24 protein-coding genes are annotated in these 25,786 nt (G+C 68.1%); 8 read left to right on the forward strand and 16 right to left on the reverse strand.

The genetic code is table 11. The features are described from left to right. Nucleotides 1-18: 18 nt before the first annotated feature. Together FZ938_RS08270 and FZ938_RS08275 are read right to left on the reverse strand one after the other, a co-directional pair. The gene (locus FZ938_RS08270; protein WP_149198085.1) at nucleotides 19-312 is read right to left on the reverse strand and encodes a hypothetical protein; all 294 of its coding nucleotides are present in this window, start codon (nucleotides 310-312) and stop codon (nucleotides 19-21) included. A gap of 123 nt (nucleotides 313-435) precedes the next feature. Beyond that, nucleotides 436-885: a hypothetical protein gene (locus FZ938_RS08275; RefSeq protein WP_149198602.1), complete on the reverse strand. Its 450-nt coding sequence runs from the start codon at nucleotides 883-885 to the stop codon at nucleotides 436-438. A gap of 339 nt (nucleotides 886-1,224) precedes the next feature. On the opposite strand from FZ938_RS08275, the gene FZ938_RS08280 reads away from it, so the two are divergent. The 7 genes from FZ938_RS08280 to moeB all read left to right on the forward strand — a co-directional run bounded on the left by FZ938_RS08280 (nucleotide 1,225) and on the right by moeB (nucleotide 8,936). Beyond that, nucleotides 1,225-1,797, forward strand: a complete 573-nt coding sequence (locus tag FZ938_RS08280) for a GNAT family N-acetyltransferase (RefSeq protein ID WP_149198086.1) — start codon at nucleotides 1,225-1,227, stop codon at nucleotides 1,795-1,797. 128 nt (nucleotides 1,798-1,925) lie between these two features. Beyond that, the gene (locus FZ938_RS08285; protein WP_149198087.1) at nucleotides 1,926-2,690 is read left to right on the forward strand and encodes a hypothetical protein; all 765 of its coding nucleotides are present in this window, start codon (nucleotides 1,926-1,928) and stop codon (nucleotides 2,688-2,690) included. 1,553 nt (nucleotides 2,691-4,243) lie between these two features. After that, a complete protein-coding gene (locus FZ938_RS08295) occupies nucleotides 4,244-4,540 on the forward strand; it encodes a hypothetical protein (RefSeq protein WP_149198088.1) in 297 nt (98 codons plus the stop codon). A 156-nt stretch (nucleotides 4,541-4,696) separates the two neighbouring features. Further along, on the forward strand, nucleotides 4,697-6,061 hold the full coding sequence (locus tag FZ938_RS08300) for a YcaO-like family protein (RefSeq protein WP_149198089.1): 1,365 nt from the start codon (nucleotides 4,697-4,699) through the stop codon (nucleotides 6,059-6,061). Between the two features lie 14 nt (nucleotides 6,062-6,075). Beyond that, the gene (locus FZ938_RS08305; RefSeq protein WP_149198090.1) at nucleotides 6,076-7,479 is read left to right on the forward strand and encodes a TfuA-like protein; all 1,404 of its coding nucleotides are present in this window, start codon (nucleotides 6,076-6,078) and stop codon (nucleotides 7,477-7,479) included. Further along, complete coding sequence (locus FZ938_RS08310; protein ID WP_246457728.1) at nucleotides 7,476-7,754, forward strand: MoaD/ThiS family protein; 279 nt, start codon at nucleotides 7,476-7,478, stop codon at nucleotides 7,752-7,754. Before FZ938_RS08305 ends, FZ938_RS08310 begins: the two co-directional genes overlap by 4 nt. A 9-nt stretch (nucleotides 7,755-7,763) precedes the next feature. Continuing rightward, nucleotides 7,764-8,936, forward strand: a complete 1,173-nt coding sequence (gene moeB / locus FZ938_RS08315; protein WP_149198091.1) for a molybdopterin-synthase adenylyltransferase MoeB — start codon at nucleotides 7,764-7,766, stop codon at nucleotides 8,934-8,936. 23 nt (nucleotides 8,937-8,959) lie between these two features. Here moeB and FZ938_RS08320 read toward each other — a convergent pair whose 3' ends face one another. From FZ938_RS08320 to FZ938_RS08365, 10 genes are all read right to left on the reverse strand, one after another. Then, a complete protein-coding gene (locus tag FZ938_RS08320; protein ID WP_149198092.1) occupies nucleotides 8,960-9,355 on the reverse strand; it encodes a response regulator in 396 nt (131 codons plus the stop codon). Further along, nucleotides 9,352-11,046, reverse strand: coding sequence for a PAS domain-containing sensor histidine kinase (locus FZ938_RS08325; protein ID WP_149198093.1), 1,695 nt, complete (start codon nucleotides 11,044-11,046; stop codon nucleotides 9,352-9,354). Before FZ938_RS08325 ends, FZ938_RS08320 begins: the two co-directional genes overlap by 4 nt. Nucleotides 11,047-11,164: 118 nt before the next feature. Continuing rightward, nucleotides 11,165-12,862, reverse strand: a complete 1,698-nt coding sequence (locus tag FZ938_RS08330) for a hybrid sensor histidine kinase/response regulator (protein ID WP_149198094.1) — start codon at nucleotides 12,860-12,862, stop codon at nucleotides 11,165-11,167. 293 nt (nucleotides 12,863-13,155) lie between these two features. Next, the gene (locus FZ938_RS08335; RefSeq protein WP_149198095.1) at nucleotides 13,156-15,963 is read right to left on the reverse strand and encodes a sensor histidine kinase; all 2,808 of its coding nucleotides are present in this window, start codon (nucleotides 15,961-15,963) and stop codon (nucleotides 13,156-13,158) included. Between the two features lie 9 nt (nucleotides 15,964-15,972). After that, entirely contained in the window at nucleotides 15,973-16,209 is a 237-nt protein-coding gene (locus FZ938_RS08340; RefSeq protein ID WP_149198096.1) for a hypothetical protein, read from the reverse strand. Continuing rightward, nucleotides 16,206-18,419, reverse strand: a complete 2,214-nt coding sequence (locus FZ938_RS08345) for a 3'-5' exonuclease (protein WP_149198097.1) — start codon at nucleotides 18,417-18,419, stop codon at nucleotides 16,206-16,208. Before FZ938_RS08345 ends, FZ938_RS08340 begins: the two co-directional genes overlap by 4 nt. Beyond that, nucleotides 18,416-18,817, reverse strand: a complete 402-nt coding sequence (locus FZ938_RS08350) for a response regulator transcription factor (RefSeq protein WP_149198098.1) — start codon at nucleotides 18,815-18,817, stop codon at nucleotides 18,416-18,418. The genes FZ938_RS08345 and FZ938_RS08350 overlap by 4 nt, the downstream gene beginning before the upstream one ends. Before the next feature lie 267 nt (nucleotides 18,818-19,084). Next, entirely contained in the window at nucleotides 19,085-20,167 is a 1,083-nt protein-coding gene (locus FZ938_RS08355) for an SPOR domain-containing protein (protein WP_246457732.1), read from the reverse strand. A 185-nt stretch (nucleotides 20,168-20,352) separates the two neighbouring features. Further along, nucleotides 20,353-20,664: a twin-arginine translocase TatA/TatE family subunit gene (locus FZ938_RS08360; protein ID WP_149198100.1), complete on the reverse strand. Its 312-nt coding sequence runs from the start codon at nucleotides 20,662-20,664 to the stop codon at nucleotides 20,353-20,355. 119 nt (nucleotides 20,665-20,783) lie between these two features. Then, the gene (locus tag FZ938_RS08365) at nucleotides 20,784-21,350 is read right to left on the reverse strand and encodes a septation protein A (RefSeq protein WP_109154513.1); all 567 of its coding nucleotides are present in this window, start codon (nucleotides 21,348-21,350) and stop codon (nucleotides 20,784-20,786) included. A 222-nt stretch (nucleotides 21,351-21,572) separates the two neighbouring features. On the opposite strand from FZ938_RS08365, the gene FZ938_RS08370 reads away from it, so the two are divergent. After that, nucleotides 21,573-22,217, forward strand: a complete 645-nt coding sequence (locus tag FZ938_RS08370) for a DUF4337 domain-containing protein (RefSeq protein WP_149198101.1) — start codon at nucleotides 21,573-21,575, stop codon at nucleotides 22,215-22,217. A gap of 4 nt (nucleotides 22,218-22,221) precedes the next feature. Here the strand turns inward: FZ938_RS08370 and FZ938_RS08375 are convergent, their stop codons facing one another. The 4 genes from FZ938_RS08375 to FZ938_RS08390 all read right to left on the reverse strand — a co-directional run bounded on the left by FZ938_RS08375 (nucleotide 22,222) and on the right by FZ938_RS08390 (nucleotide 25,785). Further along, nucleotides 22,222-23,265 (reverse strand): lipid A deacylase LpxR family protein, encoded by a 1,044-nt coding sequence (locus tag FZ938_RS08375; protein ID WP_149198102.1) that lies wholly within the window; start codon nucleotides 23,263-23,265, stop codon nucleotides 22,222-22,224. Between the two features lie 112 nt (nucleotides 23,266-23,377). Beyond that, a complete protein-coding gene (locus tag FZ938_RS08380; RefSeq protein ID WP_149198103.1) occupies nucleotides 23,378-24,265 on the reverse strand; it encodes an SIR2 family NAD-dependent protein deacylase in 888 nt (295 codons plus the stop codon). Nucleotides 24,266-24,288: 23 nt separating this feature from the next. Next, nucleotides 24,289-25,500, reverse strand: coding sequence for a DegT/DnrJ/EryC1/StrS family aminotransferase (locus FZ938_RS08385; RefSeq protein ID WP_174757232.1), 1,212 nt, complete (start codon nucleotides 25,498-25,500; stop codon nucleotides 24,289-24,291). Then, entirely contained in the window at nucleotides 25,501-25,785 is a 285-nt protein-coding gene (locus FZ938_RS08390) for a hypothetical protein (RefSeq protein WP_149198104.1), read from the reverse strand. Nucleotide 25,786: the final 1 nt, after the last annotated feature.

Below are 25,786 nucleotides of genomic sequence, written 5' to 3' on the forward strand. Positions count from 1 at the left end.
CGGCGGCTGCCGTTGCGGTCAGCGACCGTAGGGGCAGGCCGGGCGGCCGCAGGACACGGCGGAGCGGGGGGCGACATAGGCGCCGCATTCCGGACATTTCTCCATGTCCTCCGCCTCCACGGCATAGGCACCCGCGTCGCGCGACGAGGCGCCGGGTGCGGCATCGCGCCGTCCGGGCTGGTTGGGTCCGTCCTGGCGGCGGGCGGCGGTGCGGGCGCGGCCGATCTCCTGAACGCGGTTGATCCAGCGCCAGCCGAACCACACCGCGCCGATCACCAGCGCAAGGAGAAGAATCTTGGACAAGGACATCATCGCCGGCAACCCGTCTGATCTCCCGGGCATTCAGCCCGCAGGCGACGGGAAGTCAAGAGAATAGGGTGGAGACGGAATGGGCGGGACCGCGGCACGGGCGGCGGCGGTCCCGCCCATCCTGCATTACTTGGCGGCGACCGCCGGGCGCCAGCTGTAGACCGGGACGACACCATAGGTGCGGGTCATGTCGGCCTGCCGCACGCTGCGCACCAGCACCTCCGCACCGGTCGCGACGCGGATGTCGGTGCCGAGCAGGCCGCAATCCTCCGGCACGATGTTGACGCACTGGGTGGCGTCGACCCGGCTCAGCACGATGTCGAAGGGCAGGCCATTGCGGGCGTAGACGCCGAGCAGGCCGGGGGCGGAGGTCGCCGTGCGAAGCGTCACCACCCCGGCCGCCAGCGCGCGGTCGCTGGGCGCGGTCGGACGCTGGTTGTGGCTTTCGTCCCACACGGGCTGGCCCGAGGAATCCAGCTTGGACTGGGCCGCGGCGCCGCCGCTGAAGCCGGCGAGGGCCAGGGTTGCGCCGCTCATTGCCGTCAGGGCCAGAACCGCCATCCGAAACCGCGACATCATCGTACTCCGTTCTTGTGTCCGTTCTTCTTGTCCCCCACGGTCGCGGGACCGGGAGGCGCGCTACTATATGGGATGCCGGACACGCCGCCACCCTAGCCCAGAACGCCTAGGGTGTTCCGCTTAGATGAGGGGGTAGTACCGACAGTTCGCTCTGGACGGACAGCTGATGCCTGTGAATGATGATTCGTCCATGCGTTGTTTGAAGCGGTGCTGTCATGTGTCTTCGGTTGTCGATTATCCCCGATCTGCGCGCAATGCCGCGGTTTCCCGCGAAGGATATTCGCGGCTTGGATTTGCCGTCTTCACGGTGCTTTCCGGTTGGCGATGGTGGCATCCATGGGTGAACCGGTGCTGGAAACCGCGCGTCTGATCCTGCGGCCAACGCATGCCGAGGACTTCGATGCCTGGTCTGCGATGATGACCGATCCCCAGGCGACCGTCTTCATCGGCGGCCTGCAATCGCGTTCCGTGGCGTGGCGGGGATTCGTCGGCATGGCCGGTGCCTGGGCGATCCAGGGCTTCGGCATGTTTTCGGTGATCGAGAAGGACAGCGGCCGGTGGGTGGGGCGGGTCGGTCCCTGGGTGCCCGAAGGCTGGCCGGTGACGGAGGTCGGCTGGGTGCTTCCACGCGAGTGCTGGGGGCGCGGCTATGCGATGGAGAGCGCCGTCGCTGCCATCGACTGGGTGTTCGACCATCTCGGCTGGACCGAAGTCGTCCATTCGATCCACCCGGACAATGCGGCCTCGCAGGCCGTGGCGCGCCGCCTTGGGTCCCAAATCCGCGGATCGGGACTTCTGCCTGAACCGATGGTCCCGGCCGAGGCCGATTTCTGGCGCCAGACCCGGGAGGAGTGGTTCGGTGGCGGCCGTGCTCAAGCGGTCCGGTCGCTGCAGAGTCGGGCCTGCTGATCGGATGGCCAGACGGTAGAAATATTCCCCCAAAGCGCAACTTTTTTAGCTTGTTCGAGACTGAGGCTTCACAGTACCGTCGTCATGTCCGCTGGAACTGGCCGGCATGAATGATGGAGGCGATGAACATGGCCGACTCGACGGCTTTCGATCTTTTGAAGTCCCTCGCTACCGACCATGGCTTTCGCAGCCAGTTGCAATCCCTCGACGCATGGGGGAAGCGCGATCTTCTCCAACGTTGCGGTTTCGGAACGCTGACGGCGTCCGACATGCGCACGGCTGCTGCAAACGTCTTCGGCACGCAAGCCGAGGCCGTTCTGCCCGTCGCTTCCAACCTTGCTCCGAGCATCGGCGTGGTGACCGCCGTTGGCGCCAGCGCGTCCGCGATCGAGACGGTCGACGGTCGTGCGCTGGCTCCGACGCATGTCGCGATGAGCGCGTCTGCAATCGAGACGGCTGACGGTCGTGCGCTGGCTCCGATGCATGTCGCGATGAGCGCGTCTGCAATCGAGACGGCCGACGGTCGTGCGCTGGCTCCGACGCATGTCGCGATGAGCGCGTCTGCGATCGAGACGGCGGATGGTCGTGCGATGGCACCGACGCATGTCGCGATGAGCGCGTCTGCGATCGAGACGGCGGATGGTCGTGCGATGGCACCGACGCATGTGGCGATGAGCGCGTCGGCGATCGAGACGGCTGACGGTCGTGCGATGGCACCGACGCATGTGGCGATGAGCGCGTCGGCGATCGAGACGGCCGACGGTCGTGCGATGGCTCCGCTGCATGTCGCGGCAAGCGCGTCGGCGATTGAAACGGTCGATGTCCATGTGATGGCGTCGTTCACCGCGAATTTCAGCCGTGCGTCCGCCTCTGCTTATCAGAAGGCAGCCTGAATTCAGGACCGGTAGTGGGTGGGCTGACTGGAGAGATCCCGAGTCGCTCCAGTCGGCCTGCCGTTTTTGACCCTGTTTATCACGGCAACCGGTTTTTCTTTGCGCGTTGTGCTCAATATTTTGCGCATTGGATCGACGCGCGGTGATTTCTTGGCGAATCGGTGCCGTTTCCATCGCCTGACAGGTCGGCGGCCCAATATTAAATTTACGCGCGATTCATCGGAAGCCGCCGGATTTTGGTGGAAACTGACTCGATTGCCTATGCTATTGGTTTAGCTGTTGCTCAACGATAGTAACAATCAAATTGGCAGTCCCGTTGCAGGAGGGGCCAAATGGCCAGCGAACAGGCTCTTGACCTTATTAAGCGTCTCGCCACCGATGGCGGTTTTAGGGATCAGCTGAACACGTCGGATATTGCCGGCAAGCAGGCGCTTCTTGCGCAGGGCGGGTTCGCCGGAATAACGGCGGAAGATGTGCGCTCTGCCGCGGCCGAGGCATTCGGCAGCCTGTCAAAAGAGACCGGTGTCGCAACGGTCGCCGAATCGATTGCAAATGCGGCGTCGGCTGTATCGCTGGCAGGCGTAGCACTTCCGTCCTTTGCTGGCGCCGGCATGGCCGGACACGCCGCGGCGGGTGCTCCGTCGCCTGCGGCCAGTGCTGCGGGTATGGCCGGGTTTGCTGCGGCGGGTGCTGCTGGCACGGCTGGGTTCGCTGCGGCGGGTGCTCCGTCTCCTGCGGCCAGCGCTGCCGGTATGGCTGGGTTCGCCGCAGCTGGCGCTCCGTCTCCCGCGGCCAGCGCTGCTGGCACGGCTGGGTTCGCTGCGGCTGGCGCTCCGTCGCCTGCGGCCAGCGCTGCTGGTACTGCCGGCTTCGCCGCGGCTGGCGCTCCGTCTCCTGCGGCTAGCGCTGCCGGTATGGCTGGGTTCGCCGCAGCGGGTGCTCCGTCGCCTGCGGCCAGCGCTGCTGGTACTGCCGGCTTCGCCGCGGCGGGTGCTGCCGGCACGGCCGGGTTCGCCGCGGCTGGCGCTCCGTCTCCTGCGGCCAGCGCTGCTGGTACTGCCGGCTTCGCCGCGGCGGGTGCTGCCGGCACGGCCGGGTTCGCTGCGGCTGGCGCTCCGTCTCCTGCGTTCAGCGGTGCGGGTATGGCTGGGTTCGCTGCGGCGGGTGCTGCCGGCACGGCCGGGTTCGCTGCGGCTGGCGCTCCGTCTCCTGCGGCCAGTGCCGCTGGCATGGCCGGGTTTGCTGCGGCTGGCGCTCCGTCTCCCGCGGCCAGCGCTGCTGGCACGGCTGGGTTTGCTGCGGCTGGTGCTCCGTCTCCTGCGGCCAGTGCCGCTGGCACGGCCGGGTTCGCTGCGGCTGGCGCTCCGTCTCCTGCGGCCAGTGCCGCTGGCATGGCCGGGTTCGCCGCGGCTGGCGCTCCATCTCCTGCGGCCAGCGCTGCTGGCATGGCCGGCTTCGCTGCGGCTGGCGCTCCATCTCCTGCGGCCAGCGCTGCTGGCATGGCCGGCTTCGCTGCGGCTGGCGCTCCGTCGCCTGCGTTCAGCGGTGCGGGCATGGCCGGCTTCGCTGCGGCTGGCGCTCCGTCGCCTGCGTTCAGCGGTGCGGGCATGGCCGGCTTCGCTGCGGCTGGCGCTCCGTCGCCTGCGTTCAGCGGTGCGGGCATGGCCGGCTTCGCTGCGGCTGGCGCTCCGTCGCCTGCGTTCAGCGGTGCGGGCATGGCCGGCTTCGCTGCGGCGGGTGCTGCCGGCACCGCCGGGTTTGCTGCGGCGGGTGCCCCGTCGCCAGCGGCCGGCGCTGCCGGCACGGCCAATCCGGCGGCGACCGAAGACGACACGCCGATCAAGTCGTGATGTCGAGGGGGCCGGCGTCCTCGCGACGTCCGGCCCTCGCGTCACGACGGTTCCGCCGAGTGGTTCCGCTGAGTTGGCTCTTGCCGATGGCGGCGGGACAATGAATGCTGATGTCCCTATCCGAACCGGCCGCAGCCGAGGGCCCAGACCGCACCCATGCCAGTCAACGCTTCGTTCGATCAAAGCCGTCCGCCGGCTCCGGCTCCGGCCGCGCCGCAGTTCGGTGTCTCTCCCGTTCCGAATGGGGCGGCGCCGTTCGGTATCCGGCTGGGCGATACCGTCCACCATGCGGCCAAGCGCTTCTTCCTGGGCACCCATCGCACGGCGACGCCTGAAGAGACGCTGGTGCGCATCGCTCCCCATTTCGCGCGCTGCGGCATCACCCGGCTGGCCGACGTCACCGGGCTCGACCGGCTGGGCATCCACACGGTGCTGGGCCACCGGCCCAACAGCCCCACCTTGTCGGGCAGTGCCGGCAAGGGGTTCAGCCTTGCCGCCGCCACCGTGTCGGCCGCGATGGAAGCGATCGAGTTCTACCACGCCGAGACGTTGCAGCTTCCTTATCTGGAGGTCAGCTGGAACCAGCTGCCCGCCGACGGGCGCATTCCGCTCGACCGGATCCCCGGCACAAAGGGCGGAGCGTTCCGTCCCGACAATCCGGAATTCTGGACCTGGGGCTGGGATCTGATGAGCGGACGCCCGGTCGCCGCGCCTTGGACATCCGTCGGCCTTTACAGCAACCCAGTCGCACGCCCCGGCCTGCGCAGCTTCTATGCGATGGGGACCAACGGACTGGCCAGCGGCAACCACATCCTCGAGGCGGTCGCCGCCGGCCTCTACGAGGTGATCGAACGCGACTCGGTGGCCTGCTGGCGCTATGCCAGCGACGTGCTGCGCGTTCCGATGCCGCGGGTGGACCTGTCGACCATCGACGCGCCCTCCGTTCTCGATCTGCTGCGCCGTTTCGACGAGGCCGGTATCTGTCCATTGCTGTTCGACGTCACCACCGACATGGGTGTGCCGAGCTATATGGCGATGGTCTATGACCGGGACGTCCGCAAGACGGGCATGCATCGCGGCTACGGCAGCCATCTGGAGCCGGCGGTCGCCATGTGCCGGGCCCTGACCGAGGCGGTGCAGTCGCGTCTGGTGCTGATCGCGGGATCGCGGGACGACTTCTTCCGCCGCGACCTGATCCGCAACCAGAACGCCGACGGCACGGCGGAAATCGCGGCGCTGGAAAGCACGCCGTGCAACGTGGACGGCCGGCGCCACGCGAATCTCTCGGCACCGACCTTCGAGGGCGATATCGCGCTGCTGCTGGAGGTTCTGCGCCGGTCCGGCATCGAGCAGGCCCTGGTCTTCGACCTGACCCAGCCGGAGATCGGCATTCCGGTCGTGCGGGTGGTGGTGCCCGGTCTGGAAGGGTATCTTTTCGATTTCTACACCCCGGGCGCACGTCCCCTGGCCTTCGCCAAGGCACTGCAGGCGCAGGCCGGTCTGGTGGGAGCAGTCGCATGAACAGGAAGGGGCGCATGAAGATCTGCGTGTTCCTCGGCCCGACGATGCCGTTGGACGACGCCCGGGCGCTGCTGCCCGACGCGATCTATCTGCCGCCGGCGGCGCAGGCGGACGTCCTCAGCGCGATGACCATTCATCGCCCGGACGTGATCGCTCTGATCGATGGCGTGTTCGGCCAGTCCCTGTCGGTCTGGCACAAGGAGATCCTGTTCGCCCTGCATCAGGGGATCGCCGTCTATGGCGCCTCCAGCATGGGCGCCCTGCGGGCGGCGGAATGCCATCCCTTCGGCATGGTGCCGGTGGGCGAGGTGGCGCGGCAGTTCATCGACGGCCGCCTGACCGGCGACGACGAGGTCGCGCTTGCCCACGCGGGACCGGAGGACGGCTATTTCCCGTTGTCGGAGCCGCTGGTGAATCTGCGCGCCAGCATGGCGGCAGCGCTGGCGGCGGGGGTGGTCGACGTCGAACTGCACGATCGGGTGATCGCTGCGGCGAAGCGGCTCTACTTCACCGACCGCAAGCGCGACCGCATCTGGGCGGACGCCAGGCTGACCGACGCCGAGGCGGAGCGGATCGATGCCTTCCTGGCGGCCGGTGCGGTCGACCAGAAGCGCCGCGACGCCGAGGCGCTGCTGGGCCATCTTGCCAGCCTGATCACCCCGCCGCGTCCGGCCCCCTTCACCTTCAATGCCTCGCATGCGTTCAACGTTCTGTATGAACGTGACCGGCGCGTCGCCCATGGCGGCTACAGCGTGCCGCTGTCGGAAATTGCCAGCCATGCGGCGCTGCACCGTCCGGATTTCGCCCAGATCAACAAGGCGGCGCTCGGCCGGCTGTTGATCATTCAACTGGCGGAAGTGGTCGGTGTGACCGTCGACCAGGCGGCGGTCGATGCCGAGGTTTGGCGTTTTTGCAGCGCAAGGAAGCTCGGCAGCCCGGAGGCGCTGGCCGACTGGTGTCGCCGCAACGACCTGGCCGACGCCGAATTCGCCGAACTGATGCATGAACTGGCGGTCGAGCGGGCGATGATCCGCTGGCTGATCCCCCGCCGCATGATGGCGCGCACGACCAAGCCGGTGCTGAACGAACTGCGCCTGCGCGGGCTGTACGAGGCGACGGCGGAGGAGGCGGCGCTGATCGAACAGGTGATGGCGCTGCATTTCGGCGACAACAGCCAGCAGCCGACCGACTCGATCGATGAGCTGATCGCCGACCATCTCGCCCATACCAACTGCCGCATGGATGCGCCGGCCGACGTCTGGGCCAACGAGAACGGCTTCAAGGACGTGCTCGACCTGCGTATCGACCTGATGCGGGCCAAGCAGGTGCGCGATCTGTTCCGCCGCTTGGCCGCCGAGGCGGAGGCGGCGCTTGGCAAGGCCGCCGAGGCCCTTCCCGAAGAGGAGATGCAGGCGTGACCGAGGTGACGATTCGCATACCGACCCCGCTGCGTGGCTTCGTCGGCGGGAAGGATCAGGTGGCGGTACCGGGTGCCACCGTGCGCGAGGCGCTGGCGGCGCTGACCGCCGGGCAGGAGACGTTCCGCGACCGGCTGTTCACCGCGGAGGGCGAACTGCGCCGGTTCGTGAACGTTTATCTCGGTCGTGACGATGTCCGGCGTCTGGGTGGGTTGGAGGCGGCAGTGCCGGCCGGCGCCACCCTGACGCTGATGGTCGCCCTGGCGGGTGGTTGAGGAGCAGTCATGAGCTTGAAGGACCGGCGCCTGTCCGACCTGCGCGCCCGTATTCCGGAGATCGTCGCCGCCGAGGCGCTGTCCCTGCAGGCCGAAGGTGCCCTGCTCGTCGATGTCCGCGAGGACGAGGAGACGGCGGCCGGCACTCCGGCCGGGGCGCTGCGCCTGCCGCGCGGTTTCCTGGAATTGCGCATCGAAGAGGCGGCGCCCGATCCGGCGCGCCCGATCCTGCTGATGTGCGCCGGCGGCACCCGGTCGCTGTTCGCGGCCGAGGATCTGCTGCGGCTGGGCTATGGGGATGTGCGTTCGGTCGCCGGCGGTTTCTCCGCCTGGAAGGCCGCGGGCCTCCCGGTGGAGGTGCCGCCGCGGCTCGACGCCGCCCAGCGCGAGCGCTACCGCCGTCATCTGACCATGCCCGAGGTCGGCGAGGCCGGTCAGCACAAGCTGCTGCGCAGCCGCGTCGCCCTGATCGGCGCCGGCGGTCTGGGGTCGCCGATCGCGCTGTATCTGGCTGCCGCCGGCGTCGGCCGGCTGACCTTGATCGACGACGACCGGGTCGAGCGCAGCAACCTGCAACGCCAGATTCTGCATGCCGAAAGCCGGCTGGGGCAGCGCAAGGTGGAGAGTGGACGCACCGCGCTGCTCGACCTGAACCCGACCATCGAGGTGGTGGCCAAGGAAACCCGGCTGGAAGCCGCCAATGTGCTGGATTTGCTTGCCGGCCATGACGTCGTGGTCGACGGATCCGACAATCTGCCGACGCGCTACCTCGTCAACGATGCCTGCCTGCGGCTTGGCGTGCCGAACGTCTACGGCGCCATCTTCCGGTTCGAAGGGCAGGTCTCGGTGTTCGGTGGCGCCGCGCCGGGCGTGCGCCCGTGCTACCGGTGCCTGTTCCCGGAACCGCCGCCGGCCGAATACGCGCCGTCCTGCGCCGAGGCCGGTGTGCTGGGCGTGTTGCCCGGCGTGATCGGCACCATCATGGCGGCCGAGACGATCAAGCTTCTGCTGGGGCTGGGAGAGCCGATGGCTGGCCGCCTGCTGCTCTATGACGGCCTGCGGGGCGAGTTCAGCGAGATCGCGGTTCCGGTCGACCCGCACTGCCCGTCCTGCGCGGCCGGCGCATCATCCGAATTGACCGATCTTGCAGCGGTGTGCGGGACGGCCGTGTGCGGGGCATGAACGGAATGGGCCGGTATGCCCAGTCAGGCGGCGTTTTTCTGCTCGATGACGCTGTGGACCAGCTTTTTCAGCGCGACGAAATCGACGGGCTTGGTCACCAGATCCGTGGCACCGATGTCGAGCGCCCGGCGGCGGTTCTCGTTGTCGCCATAGGCGGTGACCATGATGACCGGCACGTCCGGCGAGTCGACCCGCAGGCGCTCCAGCAGGTCCAACCCGCTCATGCCCGGCATGTTGATGTCGCTGAGGACGAGTACTGCCTCCGGTTGCAGTCCGGAGTTCAGGCTTTGCAACGCCTCCTCGGCCGAAGCGGCGAAGTGAAAGACCAATTCACCCCGGCGGAGTTCGGCACGAAAGCGCTGGCGGAACAGATCCTCGATGTCGGGTTCGTCGTCGACGACAAGAATTCCCAGGGTCATGTCTTTCGGCGCTCCCCTAACGACACCGCGGTCGCTGCACGCGGCAGCGTGATTGTGAATTCGGCGTGGTCGTTCTCGACGCTGGACACGTCGAATCGCCCCCTGTGCTGATGTACCACGATGTCATAGCTCAGCGAAAGACCTAACCCGGTCCCCTCCCCGGTCGGCTTGGTGGTGAAGAAGGGTGTGAACAGCTTGTCGATGACGGCCGGCGGCATGCCGATGCCATTGTCCCGGATCCGGATCGACACGTCTGCGGCGCTTGCAAAGGTTGTAACGTCGACCCGCGGCGCGAATGTCGGGTCGCCGCAGATCAGTTGGCGTTTCCGGATGGCGTAGAAGCTGTTGGTGAACAGGTTGACCAGGACACGCGAAACGTCCTGCGGCACCAGTTTCACCTCGCCGACCACAAGGTCGAAATGCTTCGCCAATATGGCGTTGAAGGCACGGTCCTGAGCGCGGAAGGCGTGGTAGGACAGGGTCAGCGCCTCTTCGACCAGCGCATTCAGGTCCGTCGCCTGCCACTCGCCACCGCCGCCGCGCGAATGGGCCAGCATGCTTTTGACGATGCCGTCGGCGCGCCGGCCATGATCGGCAATCTTGCGCAAATTGCCTTGCAGGCTGCCGGCCAGGTCGTTGACATCGACCCGTGTGGCATCATCCAGATGGCCGTTCAACGGCTCCAGCAGCTCCAGCAACTCGTCCAGCAATTCGCCCGAAAGCTCGGCGAAATTATTGACGAAGTTCAGTGGGTTCTTCAACTCATGGGCAATTCCGGCGGTCAGCTGGCCCAGTGCGGCCATCTTCTCCTGCACGATCAACTGCCGCTGGGTTTCCCGTAGTTCCTTCAGGATTGCTTCGGCACGCTCCTTGGCCTGCCGAAGCTCGTCCTCGATGCGTTTGCGGTCGGTAATGTCATGGTGGGTGATGACATAGCCGCCATCGGCACGTGGCGCAGTCCGAATATCGAGGGTGCGGCCGTTCGGAACGCGGCGCTCGGAGTTGAAGACTCCCTTGACCAAATAACGGGAACACAATTCCGCGACGGTCTCTTCACAGGGAACGTCGCCATAATCGCCGCGTGCGTGGTTATAGGTCAGAATCAAGGCCACGGCCGTTCCGGGGGGAAACATGCCTATGGGATAATCCCACAGCCGGTAGAATTCGCTGTTGGCGCCTTCGACGTTCAGGTCGCGATCCAGCATCAGAACACCGTTCGGCATGGCGTCGATCGCCGCCTGCAACAACTGTTCCTGGTGCGGCAGCTCGGCATTGGCGGCCAGCGGGCGCATCAGGGTCAGCATTTCCATCACCGCCGGCCGGCCGCCCCAGTCCACCGACTCCATGAGCTGGTCGAACCACTGGACGCTGCCGTCCGCGCGGTGGCGCTTGATCCGGCGCACCTGCGACCGGATCAGTCCCTTCAGGCAGCGCGTGTAGACATCCTGTTCAGTGTGCCGGTCGTCCTCGGGCACCAGCGTCATGGCGCCGGGCAGTGCCTGGATGCTTTCGGCCGATTCATATCCAAGCAGGCGGGCGAGGGTGGCGCTGCAATGCAGGATGGTGTCGTTGCAGTGGACGAGCAGGCCGGGCATCGCGGCGACGAGTTGGTCATGGTAGACGCGCCCCAGGTCCAGGGCTTCCTGCACGGACCGGGGCGGCAAAACCTTGCGGTTGGTGAAATCGTCCATATCCGTGTCCGTTTCCGTCGTCCGTATCGGTCTTGCGTGTCGATCATCCGAATCGGCCGCTACGCGGGGGCAGGGGCTTGTGCCGTCGGCCCGCCGGGGGTTTCGGTCCGGCGCCGTTTCAGGGGGCATCCAGCGGCAGGCGCAGGATCACGGTCGTTCCGCGGCCGACCGCGCTGTCGATGTCGATCTCCCCGCCCAGCTTGCCGGTAACGAGGTTGAACGCCGCATAAAGCCCCAGCCCCATGCTTCCCGATCCACGCCGGGTGGTGGCGAAGGGCTGGAACAGCCGCGGCTGGATGTCGGCCGGGATGCCACGGCCGTTGTCCGACACGCCAAGTTCGATCCGCTCGTTGTCGAGCAGCCGGACCGAAACCGTGACCCGGCCCCGGCGGTTCCGGCTGCCGTCAGGCTCCTCTTCCAGACCATCGGCTCCGCCGCCGGCCATGGCCCCGACGCCTTCCACGAAGGCCGCCGGGGCCGGTTCCGTTTCGAAGGCGTGGGCGAAGGCATTGGTCAGCAGGGCCAGAAGCACCTCTGTCAGCGCGCCGGGATAGGTGTCGAGGGCAATGCCGTCGGGGCAGTCCAGCACAAGCTGGTGCCTGGACGCGGCCGGCTGCACCTGCACCGCCAGAACGATGTCGGACAGGTAGTCGCGAAGGTCGAAGCGGCTGCGCGGGGAATTGGCCTTGCCCTCCGTCACCAGCTTCAGGCTCTGGATCAGGGCGGCGGCACGTTCGATGTTGGCGACCAGAAGCGTCGAAACCTCGCTGGCCGTGCCGATATATTCCTGAAAATCGCTTTTGCGCAGTTGTCCGCCGTTGAAGGTCAGGATGATCTCTTCCGATGCGGTCTGCAGATGGGTGGCGGCGGTCAGCGCGATGCCGACGGGCGTGTTGATCTCGTGCGCGACCGCGGCGATCAGCTGTCCGATCACCGCCATCTTCTCCGCCCGGATCAGGTCCGACTGCATGCGTTCCAGGTCGGCCAGCGCCTGTTCGGCCGAATCCTTGGCGCGGCGCAACGCCTCCGCCTGCACCTTGCGTTCGGTGATGTCATAGAGCCAGACGATGAAGACCGGCTTGCTTTCATAGTTGGTGCGGTCGACGGACATCGCCATCCACACCGTGCGCCCGTCCTCGCGCACGTAATGGATCTCTTCCGAAGCCGACAGTGCCTCGGTTTCCGATGGCCGTCCCGTCAGCCGATCCTGGACATGGCGGAACAGGGTGGGGGCGCAGTGATGCTGCAGCGTCTCCGCTGGCACGCCGAACAGGTCGGTGCAGCGCTGGTTGCAGTAGAGCAGTTCCCCGGTTTCGGTGATGATCGCCACGCCGATCGGGCTGCCGTCCAGGACCCGGCGCAGGCGGGCGGCCTGGGCGCGCGACGCCGCCTCCGCCGTCCGGGTTTCCTGCAGCGCGTCGCGCAGCCGGCGCACGGAACGGCAGGCCTCCAGCGTCTTGTGGATGGTGGCTTCCAGGTCGGCGAAGTCGATGGGTTTGATGATGAAGTCGAAGGCGCCGCGGTTCATCGCCGCGCGGACATTGCCGAGATCGCCGTAGGCCGACACCATCACCGCCCGGATGTCGGCATTCACCTGCGGCAGATGGTCCAGCAGGGTCAGCCCGTCCATGCCCGGCATGTTGATGTCGCTCAGCACCATGTCGATATCGGGACGGGCGCGCAGGGTCTCCAGCGCCTCCTTCCCGTCATGGGCGAACAGGAATTCCAGTTCGCCGGCACGTACGGCGCGGCGGAAACGCTGCATGATCAGCGTCTGGACGTCCCGCTCGTCGTCGACAACCAGTATCTTGCCCATCCCGCCTTCCTACCGCCAACCCGCCCGACAGGCGGGCCGCTCCGCCGGACCCGCATGGCGCCCCGCGGCGCGCCCGGTTCCGCGCAGCCTACCATAAGCGCGCATCGTCCGAACGGGAAGGGCTGTGGCGTATGGCACCCCATCGGTTGTATGCCGCTCGGGGCAAGAGCTTGGGCCGGACCGCAAGCGAAATTCCCTTCTTCAAGGTGGGGCTTTGATATGGGGCGCGGATATCCTGCAGGATAACACGGGATCGCGGCGCCGCCAGACCATTGTAACGGATCGGCGCCCGATCACTCCCGCCGCACTCCGAACTCCGGGACATCGGCCGTGTTCGCGGCGAGCGGCAGCGTGAACCAGAATGCGGCGCCCTTGCCCGACTCGGGGTCCGGCCCGGCCGGCGCGTCCGCCACCCCGATCCGTCCGCCGAGATGCTCGACGATTCGCTTGGCGATGGCCAGCCCCAGGCCGGTGCCGGCCGGCTTGCCGGTCAGCGTGTCGCCGGACTGGCGGAAGCGGTCGAACACGAGTTCGCGGTCCTTCGCCGCAACGCCGGGGCCGCTGTCGGTCACCGTCACCTTCAGGAAGCCGCTCTCCAACCGGGTTTCCAGCCGGGTCCGGCCGCCGGGCGGCGTGAATTTGGCGGCGTTGGACAGCAGGTTGACCACGACCTGGATCAACCGGTCGACATCGCCGCGCACCGGCGGCAGGCGGTCGGGAATATCGACCGACAGGGTGATGCCGCGCTCCAGGAACAGCGCCTCAGTCGCGGCGACCGCTTCGGTCAGCGCCGGTCCGGCGTCGATGGTCTCGATCCGCCAGTCCAGCGCCCCGGCCTCGATCTTCGCCATGTCCAGCACCTGGTTGATCAGGCGGGTCAACCGCTCGCTCTCCTTGATGATGACGGCCAGGAACTCCTGCCGCTGGTCGGTATCGAGGTCGGGGTCGTCGTGCAGGATCTCGCTCAGCGCCCGGATCGAGGTCAGCGGCGTGCGCAGCTCGTGGGTGACGGTCGACAGGAAATCGTCCTTCAGCCGGTCCAGCTCGGTCAGCCGTTCGTTGGCGGCGCGCAGGGCGTCGGTGGCGCGCTCCAACTCCGCAGTCTTGCGTTCCAGTTCGCGGCTGTGGGCGATGACGTCGCTGGTCTCGTCCAGCATGCGCAGAAGCTCCGCCGCCTCCACCGCCCCGGCCGAGACGGAGGAGGCGAGGGCGACGCGGGCGGACGCCCCGCCGATCGCGCCGGCAAGCAGCCGTTCGGCCAGCCGCAGCCGCTCCGGCCCTGCCGGCTCGTCCGGATCGGCACCGGCAAAGGCCCGCTCGGCGCGCTGCGGGCCGAGGAAGCGGGCGACCACGCGAGTGAGGTCGCCGACGCTGGCGGCGCTGCGCCAGTCCGGCGGTGCTTCCCGCAGCGGCACGGCACCGTTCGGCGCGGTACCGTTCGGCGTGGACTGGAAGACGTCGACGAAGGCGGCGGCCTGCGCCCGCTCCGCCGCGCCGGGCCGATCGAACAGCGACAGGCCGACATAAGCACCGATGTTGGCGAGCGCGGTCCAGAACAGGGAATGGGCCAGCGAATCCCAACCTTCCAACCCGAACAGCGCATAGGGCCGCAGTGCGGCGATGCCCCATGGCCCGTCGGCGATGAAGCTGGCCGGCAGCCAGCCCGACCGCGCGAAGCTGGGCAGCAGCAGGGTATAGGCCCAGACCAGCGTCCCGGCCGTTACCCCGCCGATGGCGCCGCGCCGGGTCGCTCCGCGCCAATAAAGGCCGCCGATCAGCGCCGGGGCGAACTGCGCCACCGCGGTGAAGGAGATCAGTCCGATCGACACCAGCGCGTAGGCCGATCCGGCCAGCCGGAAATAGCCATATCCGAACAGCAGGATCGTCACGATGGCGATACGCCGGACCGCCAGCAGCAGCGGCGCCAGATCTGCCGAGCGCGCCAGCGCCCGCGACCGGGTGCGCAGCAGGATCGGCATCACGAGGTCGTTGCACAGCATGGTGGACAGCGCCACCGACTCCACGACGATCATCCCCGCCGCCGCCGACAGCCCGCCCAGGAAGGCCAGCAGCGCCAGCCAGTCCGCTCCACCGCCGAGCGGTAGGGCGACCATGAACAGGTCCGGATCGATCCGTCCGCCGAAGCTCAGCAGCCCCGACAGGGCAACCGGCAGGACGAACAGGTTGATGAGCAGGAGATAGAGCGGGAACAGCCAGACCGCCCGGTCCAGATGGCGTTCGTCCACCGATTCGATCACCATCACCTGGAACTGGCGCGGCAGGCACAGCATCGCCGCGGCCGACAGGATCGTGGTGGTGACCCAGGCGCCCCACGGCCCATTTCCCCCTGGCGCATGGCCGAGTGCCGGATCGCTGCCCATCAGGTGGGCAAGGTCGGGACGGGCGGCTGCCGCATCGAACAGGCTTTCCAGCCCGTCATGCAGGCCCCAGACGACGAACAGCCCGACCGCCAGGAAGGCGATCAGCTTCACCAGAGATTCCAGGGCGATGGCGGCGACCATGCCGGGATGGTGCTCCGCCGCGTCGATCTGGCGGGCGCCGAAGACGATGGCGAACAGCGCCATCACCGCGGCGATCAGGAAGCCATGGTCGAGAAACGGACCTTCCGCCGGACCCATCCCGCCGCCGCCGGTCAGCGCATCGAAGCTGACGGCGACCGCCTTGAGCTGAAGGGCGATGTAGGGCGTCACCCCCACCGTCGCGGTCAGTGCCACCAGCCCGCCCAAGAGCGGACTGTGGCCGTAGCGACTGGCGAGGAAGTCGGCGATGGAGGTGATGCGCTGCGTTTTGGCAATCCGCAGGATCTTGCGCAGAATCAGCGGCGCCAGCAGCATCAGCAGAGTCGGACCGAGATAGACCGGCAGGAAACCGATGCCCAGCGTCGCCGCCCGCCCGACCGATCCGTAGAAGGTCCAGGTCGTGCAATAGACGCCCAGCGACAGGGCGAAGATCGTGGGAGAGGCGATGACGCTGCGCCCCGCCGCCTCCCGCCGGTCGGCCCAATGGGCGATGGCGAACAGGGCGGAAAGGTAGGCGAGGGCGGCGATCAGGACGGTGGTCCAGTCCAGTCCGACCTCCATGCCGCGCCCCTATCGCGTCCGGCCGGCCAGCGCGGCCAGCGCGATCACCGCCGCCCACAGGCCGAACACCCAGACATAGAGCGTCGGCACGCCCAGGACTCTCCCTTCCACCCCGAAAATGCCGAGAAGCGGCGGGTTGAACGCCGCCGCCGCCAGCAGGAACAGGCCGATCATCCGGTCGCGGTGGCGGCCGGAACCCGCATCCTGGCCCGCTTCCCGGCCCGCCTCCCGGTCAGGCGCGCTCAAAAGGCGCGCTCCCGGGCGGCGAGTTCGACCAGGATGTTGGCGCCGCGGATGGCGTCGTCCAGCGTCCGCACGTCGCGCTCGCGCAGCATCTCGACCATCCGCAGGAACACCGCGGCGGTGACCAGGCTGTCGCCCAGCGCGGTGTGGCGGTCGACCACCGCAATGCCCAGCCGTTCGGCGATGCCGTCCAGCGTGTGGTCGCCGTCATTGCCCAGCAGCATGCGGGACAGCAGCATGGTGTCCAGCACCGGGCAGTCGAAGGAAACCCCCGCCGCCCGTTCCTTCATCTTCAGGAATTTCAGGTCGAAGGCGGCGTTGTGCGCCACCATCACCGCGCCGGAGACGAAGCTGCGGAACTGCGGCAGCACGGCGTCGATGGTCGGCTTGCCCGCCACCATGCCGTCGGTGATGCCGTGGAAGGGGACCGACTCCGGCGGGATCGGCCGCCGGGGATCGACCAGCGTGTTGAAGGTCTCGCCCGTCAGGATGCGCCCGCCGACCACGCGGACCGCGGCGATCTGGATGATCTCGTCGCCGGTGCTGGGCGACAGGCCGGTGGTCTCGGTATCGAACACCACGTAATGCAGCCGGTCCAGCGGCGTGCGGCCAAGCTCGCTGGTCGCCAGCGGCTGGTGCAGCAGCCCGAAATCGAAGAATTCCGGGCGGGCGCCGGCCCGTGGGCGCGGCTGGGCGGTGCGTGGCGACTGCGCCGGCGGCAACGGTACGCGCAGCCGGGCGCGGCCGGTGCCGCCGGGAAGGTCGTTCGGCAGCGGTTCGCTCCAGGCGGTGCTGCGGTGGTGCTGCAGCACGTCGCCGGCGCTGAGGCCGCCCAGGCCGTCGGGCAGCGTCTGGTCCAGCCAGCCGTCCAGCGTGGCGCTGGGCACCGCGGGCCCTTCCCACACGAGGTCGAGATAGACCCAGCGGTCTCCATCCTGCGGCCCGGCGGCCTCCAGATCGAAGGCGGTGGCGCCGGTCAGCGCCTGCACCCGCCCGATCAGATAGGCGAACAGCAGGACGAGGCTGTGGCTGTCGCCATGCACCCATTGCGGCAAACCGGTCAGCGTCACCGTGGTGGCGGTCTCCGTCCCGACCCGGTGGGCCACGAGGTTGATCAGGTTGTTGGAGTGGATGTCGCTCATCGGCCAGCTGCCGGTGACGACGTTGCGGTAGGCAGTTGTCACCCGCTCCAGCCTTTGCGACAGGCTGTCGCAGGATTCCAGCATCGCGCTTTCGAAGGCGGCGCGGTCGCCGGGGCCGAGATCGGGGGCGTCGTACAGCGTCTCCACCGCCGCCCGCAGGTTGGCGATGGGGGCGCGGAACCCCTCCGTCGCCTCGCGCAGCAGGGCGTCGCGCTGGCCGAGCGCGGCCATTTCGCTGGTGGCGTCGGACAGGGTCAGCACATAGCCGGTGATGACGGGCGGCTCGTCCGACGCAGGATCGGGATCCTGCAGGATGGCGCTCATCCGGCCTTCCAGCAGGATGCGGCCGTCGGTGGTGGCGCCGACGAACTGTGCGGTGGTGCCGTGCTCGTGGTTGAGGTGCCGGCCTTCGCGGACACGCAAGCTCAGCCGTTCCAGCGTGTGGGTCACCGGCTCCGCCACCACGAAATGCAGAAGCGAGCGGCCCAGCCCGAGGTCGCCGGCCAGGTGGAGGATGTCGAGGGCGGTCTGGTTGTAGAGCAGGATCTGGTGGCGGGTGTTGCAGACCAGAACGCCTTCATGCAGGTCGCGCAGCACGGCGGCGAGCTGGGTCTTCTGCTCCTCCACCTTGGCGGTATGGTCGGCGACGGTGCGGGCGATGTCGCGGCGGACCTGGGCCAGCTTGTCCGACAGCTCGTTCACCGCGCGTGCGATGGGCAGGAGATCGCCATAGCGGGAGAGCGGCACCCGGCCGCCGACGGCCCCCTCCGCATTGCCATGGGCGATCAGTCCCGCCTCGCGGCTCAAGGTCTCGGCGGCACGCAGCAGGTAACGGTCGACCGCCAGCCAAAGCCCCCACACCGCCGCGGCGCAGGCCGCCGTCATCACCACGGCATAGGTCAGCAGCGGATCCGATGCGTCCGACCCGCGCACCGCCGCCGCCAGCCCGACCGCCAGCGCCACCAGACCGAGGCCGGCGGCGCGGAAGGCCAGCGGGATCATGCGGCGGGGCAGGGGAGGAGCCGCGGAGGCGGCGGTTGTCGGCGCGGCCGGTGAAGCCGGGGCGGTCATGGCGCCGGCTCCCCGCCGCCGGCCGCGGCGGTCAGGCCCAGATGGCGGCGGACGGTGGTCAGCAGATCGCGGGTGGAGAAGGGCTTGGTGATGTAGTCGGTGGCGCCCAGCGCGAGACCCTTCTGCCGTTCGACGTCGCGGCTGCGCGCCGTCAGCATGATGATGGGCAGCGATTTCCAGGCCGGATTGGTCCGCAGGGTCTGGCAGACATCGAAGCCGTCGCGCTTCGGCATCATCGCGTCGAGCAGGATCAGGTCGGGGGTGAAATTCTCCACCGAGCGCAGCGCCTCGTCCCCGTCGCGGGCGATGCGCACGTCGAACCCGGCGCGCTGCATGAGAACCTGGAGCGACAGGACGATGCTGGGCTCGTCGTCGACAACCAGGATGGTCGGCTTCATGGCGGGGCGTCCTCCGGTACGCCGGTCTTTTGCCGGCTTCCCAATTTGTGGCCTGGGCAATGCATTCGTGCCCTGGAATGTCCATGGTACGAGCAAAGAGAAGCGGGGATCAAGCGGCACTCCCGGCTCCCCCGACCAAAGAACGGGGGTGCTAAGCCCAAGAAAAAGCCCGGCCGCGACCAAATGTCGCCGCCGGGCTTTCGTTTGGATGACACAGTGTCGCAGGGGCAAGAACCGGCTGCGAATCGCCTCCGGTCCGGACCGGGATCAGCGCGTGGTCACGACGACCGGGTTGAGCCCCATCTTCGATTTCAACTGCTCCGCTTCGCGCTTGGCCGCGGCCGGATCGGGGAAGCCGCCGACGCGCACGGCGCGCCAGGACCGGTTGGAGCCGTCGGTCCAGTCCACCGTATAGGCTTGGAAGCCGCCGCCCTGCAGCCGTTGCGCCAGCGAATCGGCGTTGGCCGTTACCGAGAAGGTGCCGACCTGCACGGTATAACGCCCGGCCGGCGGCGCGGCGGAGGGGGCTGCCGAGGGGGCTGCCGACGGGGCGGTTGACGGGGCTGGGGCCTTGGCGGTCGGCTTCGACTCGCCATTGCCGGCCGATGCGGCGGGCGGACGCTTCGCGGCATCCTTGGGCGGTGCCAGCATCGCCTGCAGCGAACCGGAATCGTTCGGCGCGGCGGCAGGCTGTTCCGGCTTGGCCGCGTCGGGCTTCGGCGGCTCCGGCTTTTGTGCGGCGGGCGCGGTCTCGGTCGGCGCGGCGGCCCGCGGTTTCGGCGAGGTGGCAGGAGCGGTGGCCGGCACGGCCGGCGGCTCCGGCACCTTCAGGACCGGCGGCGGGCTGGCGGGCAGGGCGGCAACCGGAGGCGGCGGCGCGGCGGACGGCGCGGTTTGGGCCGGTGCCGACTGGACCGGTGCCGCCTGGGTGGGAGCCGGCAGGCTTTCGGTCGCCGGGGTCGCAGCGGTCGGTGCGGGGGCCGGGGCGGAGGGCGCGCGGGTGATGGCGGGCGCCGGCACCATCGGAGCCGAGCTGTTGGTGGCCGTCGTCACCGGTGCCGGATCGCCCGAGCCGAAATAGACCACGCCGACGGCGATTCCGCCGGCCGCCAGCAGGGCGAGGGCGATCTTGCCCAACGGCAGGCTGCGGCCCGCGGGCTCCTCCTCCTCATACTCCACATCCTCGTCCTGCGGGTCGGCCCGCAGATCCTCGTTCAAGGCGCGAAGCAGCTTGGCGATGTCCTCGTTCTCCGGCGGCGGAGTCTCGGAAGGTTTGCCGTTGGCCTTCATCTCGTCCTTGGAAGTCGGTGTCGTCAGGGTGGGAGCCCGCCGGGGCGGTGGCTGGAGCATCACGATCGACCTGCGCTTGCCCGTCATGCGGGCCGGCTGAATGCACGAAAAGGGGCCTTCCGGTTGCCGGGGCCGCGGTGACACGGCCCGGCTGCGGAAAGCCCCTTCTCTTTATCGTATTTTGCCGCTCCATCAAACCGCCATGCGGTCGCGCCCGGCGGATGGGCGGCACGAAAGAAGGGACGTCAGCCCTGGTGCGGCCTGTTCGGGTCGGCGGGCTGAGTGGAGGCCGGTTGGGTGGGGGCCGGCTGGGGTGCGGCAGGCTGAGCGGCCGCGGACTGGGCCGGCTGGGCGGGGGCTGGGTTGATCGCGGCGGGAGGAGCCTGGGTGGTGGTCGCCGCGGGCGGATTGGCCTCGTCCTCGTCCTTCAGGCCGGCCTTGAAGGCCTTCACGCCCTTGGCGATGTCGCCCATCACGTTGGGCAGCTTGCCGGCGCCGAACAGGAGAAGCACGATGACCAGAACGATCAACCAGTGCCAGATGCTGAAACTGCCCATCGATCAATACCTCTGAAATTCGGTCGGAGCGGACGTCGTCGCGGTCGTCACCAATGTGAGTGCCCCTTCCGCGCCGCACAAGAGGCGGCCGTGGGGAGCGCCGTGATAAAGGACGCCCCTCAGGCCGCCGGGCCGCTTTCCGCCGGCTCCTCCGGCAGTTGGTGGCGCATGATCAGCGGCGCCTGGAAGGCGCTGAACAGCAAGGTCAGCGGCATGATGCCGAACACCTTGAAGTTGACCCACATGTCGGTGGTGAAGTTCCGCCACACCACCTCGTTCAGCACCGCCAGCAGCAGGAAGAACCAGGCCCAGCGGATGCCCAGCGTGCGCCAGCCGTCGTCCGACAGGCTCAGCACCGTGCCCAGCAGGCGCTTCATCACGTTGCGTCGCATCGCATGGGCGACGAACAGGACGATGGCGAACAGCAGATTGACCAGGGTCGGCTTGATCTTGATGAACAGATCGTCCTGCAGCCACAGCGTCAGGCCGCCGAACAGCAGCACGAATCCGGCGCCGACCACCGGCATGATCGGGATGCGGCGTTCCAGCCGCCAGGACACCGCCACCGCGATGGTGATGGCGACCATGAAGACTGCGGTGCCGGTCATGATGCCGGCCTGCGAATTGGCAACGAAGAAGGCGGCGAGCGGGCCGGCCTCGATCGCCAGGCGTGCGAACTGGTTCATGCCCCCTGACATAGCCCGAACCGGCCGCCCATGAAAGGGGCGAATGTTGGCGTGCGGGACATTCGGGTGCGCTACCACGGCAGGCCGACGGCGTGTGTGCGACGGTGACATCGCGCGGATCGGCCCACAAGGACGCAAGCGGGGCTTTTCTCGCGACACGTGCTTCGCTACCTCTTTCGTCATCCGCCGATCGGCGGGCCTCCGACGAAGGGCAGCGGGACGATGGAAGCAGCCGAAGTGAAGGACCTGATCGACGAAGCGCATGAGCGGGAGCAGGCCCAGCGCCGTTCCGCCGGACGGCACCATTCGGAAGACGGGGAAGAGGGCGGGCATGGGGTGAAGACCTCCACCGCCATCTACATCTCGGTCCTGGCCGCGGTGCTCGCCATCGTCAGCGTCGCTGGTTCCAACGCGGGCAAGGAGCTGATGGCCAGCGCCATCGAGGCGTCCGACAGCTTCGCCTATTATCAGGCCAAGACCCAGCGCCAGATCAGTCTGCGGCTTGCCGCCGACGAGATCGAGCTGCTGTCCGCCGGCATGCCGGCCGATGCGCAGGCCAAGGCGCTGCAGCGTTCCGCCGAATACCGCCAGTCGGCCGAACGGATGGAGGCGGACGAGGGCAAGAACAGCCGCAAGGACCTGCTGGGCAAGGCGAAGGCGGCGGAATTTCGCCGCGACCATGCCGCGGCCCAGGACCCCTATTTCGACTTCGCCGAAGGCATGCTGCAGCTCGCCATCGTGCTGGCGTCGGTCTTCGCCATCACCAACAAGGGCTTTATCCTGTGGACCAGCCGCGCGCTGGCTGTGACCGGGGTGCTGATGGCCGCCGACGGCTTCACCCTGATCCTGCCGCTGCCTTTCCTCTGACCGCTCAGAACTGGACCGACAGACGCAGGGAGCCGTAGTTGGTCAGCGATTTCTGGCCTCGGAATTCCGGCGTCTGCAGGGTCTGGGCATAGGTCACGCCATAGCGGCCGTAACGCAGGGTCAGGCCGGCCTGCATGCTGCCGACGAAGGGATGCTTGGCGACCGACCGGCTTTCGCGGAACGTGTTGCCGTCCAGAAAGATGTTGCGCGCCACCGCTCGCCCTTCGGCGCTGGCATAGACATACCAGGAAAAGCGCCCCGGCCGCTCCCAATAGGGATTGTCCTGATAGGGAATGCTGGAGGTCGGGCGTGTCACCAGTGCACCCACCGGCGGCGGCATGTTGCCGCCCAGCCGGACGGTGGCCCCGGCCGCGGCGAAGGTCAGGACATTGCCCAGGCTGCCGGCGACATGGGGGCTGAGGTCCCACTCCACCGGGCCGAGGCTGTTGGGCTTCTCGTCGCGCCAGACATGCTCATAGCTCAGCACCACGCCCGGCTCGTCATGCAGCTGATAGTTCCAGCCCTCCGGGTAGGTGGCGCCGTCGACGATCTTGTGGACCGTCTTCTGCGTCTGTTCCGCCAACGAGGCCGGACCGACCATGCCGAGGTCGAGATCGATGCGGTCCACCGCCGTCGGCGTCTCGTTCAGCACCGACAGCCGGCCATAGAGCCAGCCGGCATAGGGCCGGTCCCGCGGGTCGGGATCGCGGGCGGTCAGGTTGCCGGGGGTGTAGATGTTCTGGCCGAAGGCGAAGCCATAGCGCCGCACCCCTCCCGGCTCGATCCAGGGCACCAGATTGGCCAGCCAATCGATGCTGCCGTAGATCGGCCGCGCGCCGGAGAAGTAATAGAACTGGAATCCATTCGTGTAATAGCGATCGGTCCCGCCGCCGAACAGGTCGTTGTCGATCCAGAATCCGATGGCCGGGCCGGAGGTCGCCGGTTCATCGCCGGGGGGAGGGGTGGTTTCCTGCGCGGTGGCCGCCGATGCGGTCAGCAGCAGGGTCGCAAATGCTGCGGCCAAAGCGTGGCCGCTGTTCGTCGCCATTCCGGCACGCTCCATCCGTTTCGCACTGTAACGGACGGAGGGGGCGTGTGTTGCGCTGCGGCGCGGCTTCTTTGGGGGTAGGGGCAGCCGAAGCCGCCCCCCAACAATCCCCTCACATCTTTGCCCGCAGCCTCTCCACCGCCTCGTCCAACGTCATGTCGATCCGCTTGATCCCGTGCAGCGCCAGGAACCGCGCCTCGTTCTTCGACAGTTCGCCGGGGATCACCGCCCAATGGCTGTCGGAGGAACGCTTGGCGATCTGGCGGGCGAAGGTGCGCTGGATCTCGTGGTCGAAGCGGCAGCCCAGGAACAGGAAATGGCGGCCGGCGCGGCGGTCCTTCACCACGGCGGGGATCGGGGTCTGGATGTCGATCTCCGTCAGGATCTCGACATAGTCGCTGTCGGAGATCAGGTAGTTGCCGGCCGGCGTTACCGCGCCCGACGGCTTGTAGAGCACGGTGTCCCAGCCGGATGCCGCCTCCGCCGTCGCTTCGGCACCGTCGGGGGCGTAATAGCGCACCCATTCGCCGGTGGATTGCGGGTGCGACACCCCCTGAATCTGCCCCCAGGTCCGGTCGGCCGCCGCACTCAGCAGGCTGTCCAGCACATTGTCGTACCAGACGTCGACCAGCAGCGGCGGAGCCGGGATCGCCGCCAGCAGGCCGTGGACCGGGGTCGACGGCACGGTCTGGCGGAAGATTTCGTTGAGGATGGTCTCCAGCGTCTTGCGGTGCTTGCGCGTCTCGATGAACTGGGCGACCGCGGTCAGGTTGGAGCGGATGCGGCCGGGGGCGGCGACCTTGGCGTTCAGGCGTTGCACCAGCTCCGCCGAATTGCGCGGAATCGGGCATTGGTCGGGCGGCAGCAGGGCGAAGGCGCCGGGGCCGAGATAGGGCACCACCTGCCTCGCCGCCAGCGCCGCGGCGATGTCGGCCAGCGCCGCCGCGGCGTCCGGGACCGTGACGGTGTCGGAATCGGTTGCAAGGGTGGTGACGGTCATGGGTGCCTCTTCCCTTCGGGTCTTCACAGATAGATCGCGGCGCCGGCGCCGGTGTTGACGCTGGCGTCCTTCAGCGTTTCCACGATGAAGGCGACCTGATCGCGGGTGATCTTGCGGTGCAGCGGCAGGGCCAGCACGCGGTCGGCGGTCTTGGTGCAGACCGGGCAGGCCCCGCGGCCGGCCCGCTGCTCGCCGAGCGCTTCGATGTAGTATTGCTGGGTATGCAGCGGCTGGCCGAAGTCGCTGGCGTCGATGTCGTGGGTGTCCAAATCCTCGATGATCGACCGGCGGCCCGACGCGGTGAATCGGGTTCCGAGATGGACGCAATAGACCATCGGGTTGACCACCTCCGCCCCCGGCCCGCGATAGGGCGGCTTGATCCCCTCGAAGCTCGCCATCGCCGCGTCGTAATAGGCGATGACCAGATTGCGGCGGGTCAGGATCTCCGGCAGGCGCTTCAACTGCACCAGGGCGAGCGCCGCGTTCAGGTCGCTCATCTTCGCCTGCCAGGGCAGGGTGCGGGTGATGACCACCGTGTTGCGGTGCTCCGTCTCGCGCCGGCGCATGTAGCGCAGCCGGTGGGCAAGGTCGCGGTCGTCGGTGACGATCATGCCGCCCTCGCCGGCCAGCAGGATGCCGGGTTCGGAAAAGTCGAAGACCGCCGCGTCGCCGAAGGTGCCGACCATCTGCCCCTTGTAGGTCGAACCGATGGCCTCGGTCGAATCCTCCAGCAGGATCAGGCTCCTGGCATCGGCCAGCGCGCGCAGCTCGTCCCAATGGGCGGGGTGGCCGTTGACGTTGGCGGCCAGGATCGCCCTGGTCTTCGGCGTTATCAGAGCCGCCGCCTTTTCCGGGTTGATGGTGTGCTGCCAATAGTCGATGTCGACCAGCACCGGCGTGGCGCCGGACAGCGCCACCGCATGCTGGACCTGATGCCAGCCGAAGGGGCTGCACAGCACCTCGTCCCCCTCGCCGATGCCATAGCCCTTCAGCATCAGCAGCGTGGCCATGGTGCCGCTGGACACCGCCACCGCATGGTCGCGGCCGACATAGGCGGCGAAGGCATCCTCGAACGCCCGCACCATTCGCCCGTCGCTCAAGGCCCCGGAGGACAGCAGGCGGCCGAGCATCTCGACCTCCGCACCGGAGATGTCCGGGTCGGTCAGCGGGATATAGTCGTCCACCCCGTCATCGTCGGAGGCTTCGGGGTCCCATGCTGCGGCGGCATCGCTCATTCACTCGTCCTCGTCCCGTTGGGCGATCACGACGCCGGTGGCAAACTCCGGCTTGTCGGTGATGAGCCAGCAGTGGTTGTTGCCGTCCACCAGATGCAGGTCGAATCCCGCCTCTTCCCGAAAGGGATCCTCGGCCATCACCGCGGCCATGGCGCCGGTGACCGTCTTCAGGTCCGGGTTGGCCTCGCGCACGCCGCGGACCACGGCGTCGAGCTTGCCGCCCCCGGCGAACAGCCGGCCGGCCAGCGTTGCGATGCTGTCGATGCGCTCGGGAGACAGGGCCATC

The organism is Azospirillum oryzae, assembly GCF_008364795.1.
In the GTDB taxonomy this organism is placed as follows: domain Bacteria; phylum Pseudomonadota; class Alphaproteobacteria; order Azospirillales; family Azospirillaceae; genus Azospirillum; species Azospirillum oryzae.

Excerpts from the sequence above, each read along its gene's own strand:
- FZ938_RS08305 (WP_149198090.1), top strand. The coding sequence starts at position 6,076 with ATGAAGATCTGCGTGTTCCTCGGCCCGACGATGCCGTTGGACGACGCC.
- FZ938_RS08385 (WP_174757232.1), bottom strand. The coding sequence starts at position 25,500 with ATGAGCGATGCCGCCGCAGCATGGGACCCCGAAGCCTCCGACGATGAC.
- FZ938_RS08370 (WP_149198101.1), top strand. The coding sequence starts at position 21,573 with ATGGAAGCAGCCGAAGTGAAGGACCTGATCGACGAAGCGCATGAGCGG.
- FZ938_RS08275 (WP_149198602.1), bottom strand. The coding sequence starts at position 885 with ATGTCGCGGTTTCGGATGGCGGTTCTGGCCCTGACGGCAATGAGCGGC.
- FZ938_RS08325 (WP_149198093.1), bottom strand. The coding sequence starts at position 11,046 with ATGGACGATTTCACCAACCGCAAGGTTTTGCCGCCCCGGTCCGTGCAG.
- FZ938_RS08375 (WP_149198102.1), bottom strand. The coding sequence starts at position 23,265 with ATGGCGACGAACAGCGGCCACGCTTTGGCCGCAGCATTTGCGACCCTG.
- FZ938_RS08320 (WP_149198092.1), bottom strand. The coding sequence starts at position 9,355 with ATGACCCTGGGAATTCTTGTCGTCGACGACGAACCCGACATCGAGGAT.
- FZ938_RS08350 (WP_149198098.1), bottom strand. The coding sequence starts at position 18,817 with ATGAAGCCGACCATCCTGGTTGTCGACGACGAGCCCAGCATCGTCCTG.
- FZ938_RS08360 (WP_149198100.1), bottom strand. The coding sequence starts at position 20,664 with ATGGGCAGTTTCAGCATCTGGCACTGGTTGATCGTTCTGGTCATCGTG.
- FZ938_RS08330 (WP_149198094.1), bottom strand. The coding sequence starts at position 12,862 with ATGGGCAAGATACTGGTTGTCGACGACGAGCGGGACGTCCAGACGCTG.
- FZ938_RS08365 (WP_109154513.1), bottom strand. The coding sequence starts at position 21,350 with ATGAACCAGTTCGCACGCCTGGCGATCGAGGCCGGCCCGCTCGCCGCC.
- moeB (WP_149198091.1), top strand. The coding sequence starts at position 7,764 with ATGAGCTTGAAGGACCGGCGCCTGTCCGACCTGCGCGCCCGTATTCCG.
- FZ938_RS08270 (WP_149198085.1), bottom strand. The coding sequence starts at position 312 with ATGATGTCCTTGTCCAAGATTCTTCTCCTTGCGCTGGTGATCGGCGCG.
- FZ938_RS08295 (WP_149198088.1), top strand. The coding sequence starts at position 4,244 with ATGGCCGGCTTCGCTGCGGCTGGCGCTCCGTCGCCTGCGTTCAGCGGT.
- FZ938_RS08300 (WP_149198089.1), top strand. The coding sequence starts at position 4,697 with ATGCCAGTCAACGCTTCGTTCGATCAAAGCCGTCCGCCGGCTCCGGCT.
- FZ938_RS08390 (WP_149198104.1), bottom strand. The coding sequence starts at position 25,785 with ATGGCCCTGTCTCCCGAGCGCATCGACAGCATCGCAACGCTGGCCGGC.
- FZ938_RS08280 (WP_149198086.1), top strand. The coding sequence starts at position 1,225 with ATGGGTGAACCGGTGCTGGAAACCGCGCGTCTGATCCTGCGGCCAACG.
- FZ938_RS08380 (WP_149198103.1), bottom strand. The coding sequence starts at position 24,265 with ATGACCGTCACCACCCTTGCAACCGATTCCGACACCGTCACGGTCCCG.
- FZ938_RS08335 (WP_149198095.1), bottom strand. The coding sequence starts at position 15,963 with ATGGAGGTCGGACTGGACTGGACCACCGTCCTGATCGCCGCCCTCGCC.
- FZ938_RS08285 (WP_149198087.1), top strand. The coding sequence starts at position 1,926 with ATGGCCGACTCGACGGCTTTCGATCTTTTGAAGTCCCTCGCTACCGAC.
- FZ938_RS08345 (WP_149198097.1), bottom strand. The coding sequence starts at position 18,419 with ATGACCGCCCCGGCTTCACCGGCCGCGCCGACAACCGCCGCCTCCGCG.
- FZ938_RS08355 (WP_246457732.1), bottom strand. The coding sequence starts at position 20,167 with ATGCTCCAGCCACCGCCCCGGCGGGCTCCCACCCTGACGACACCGACT.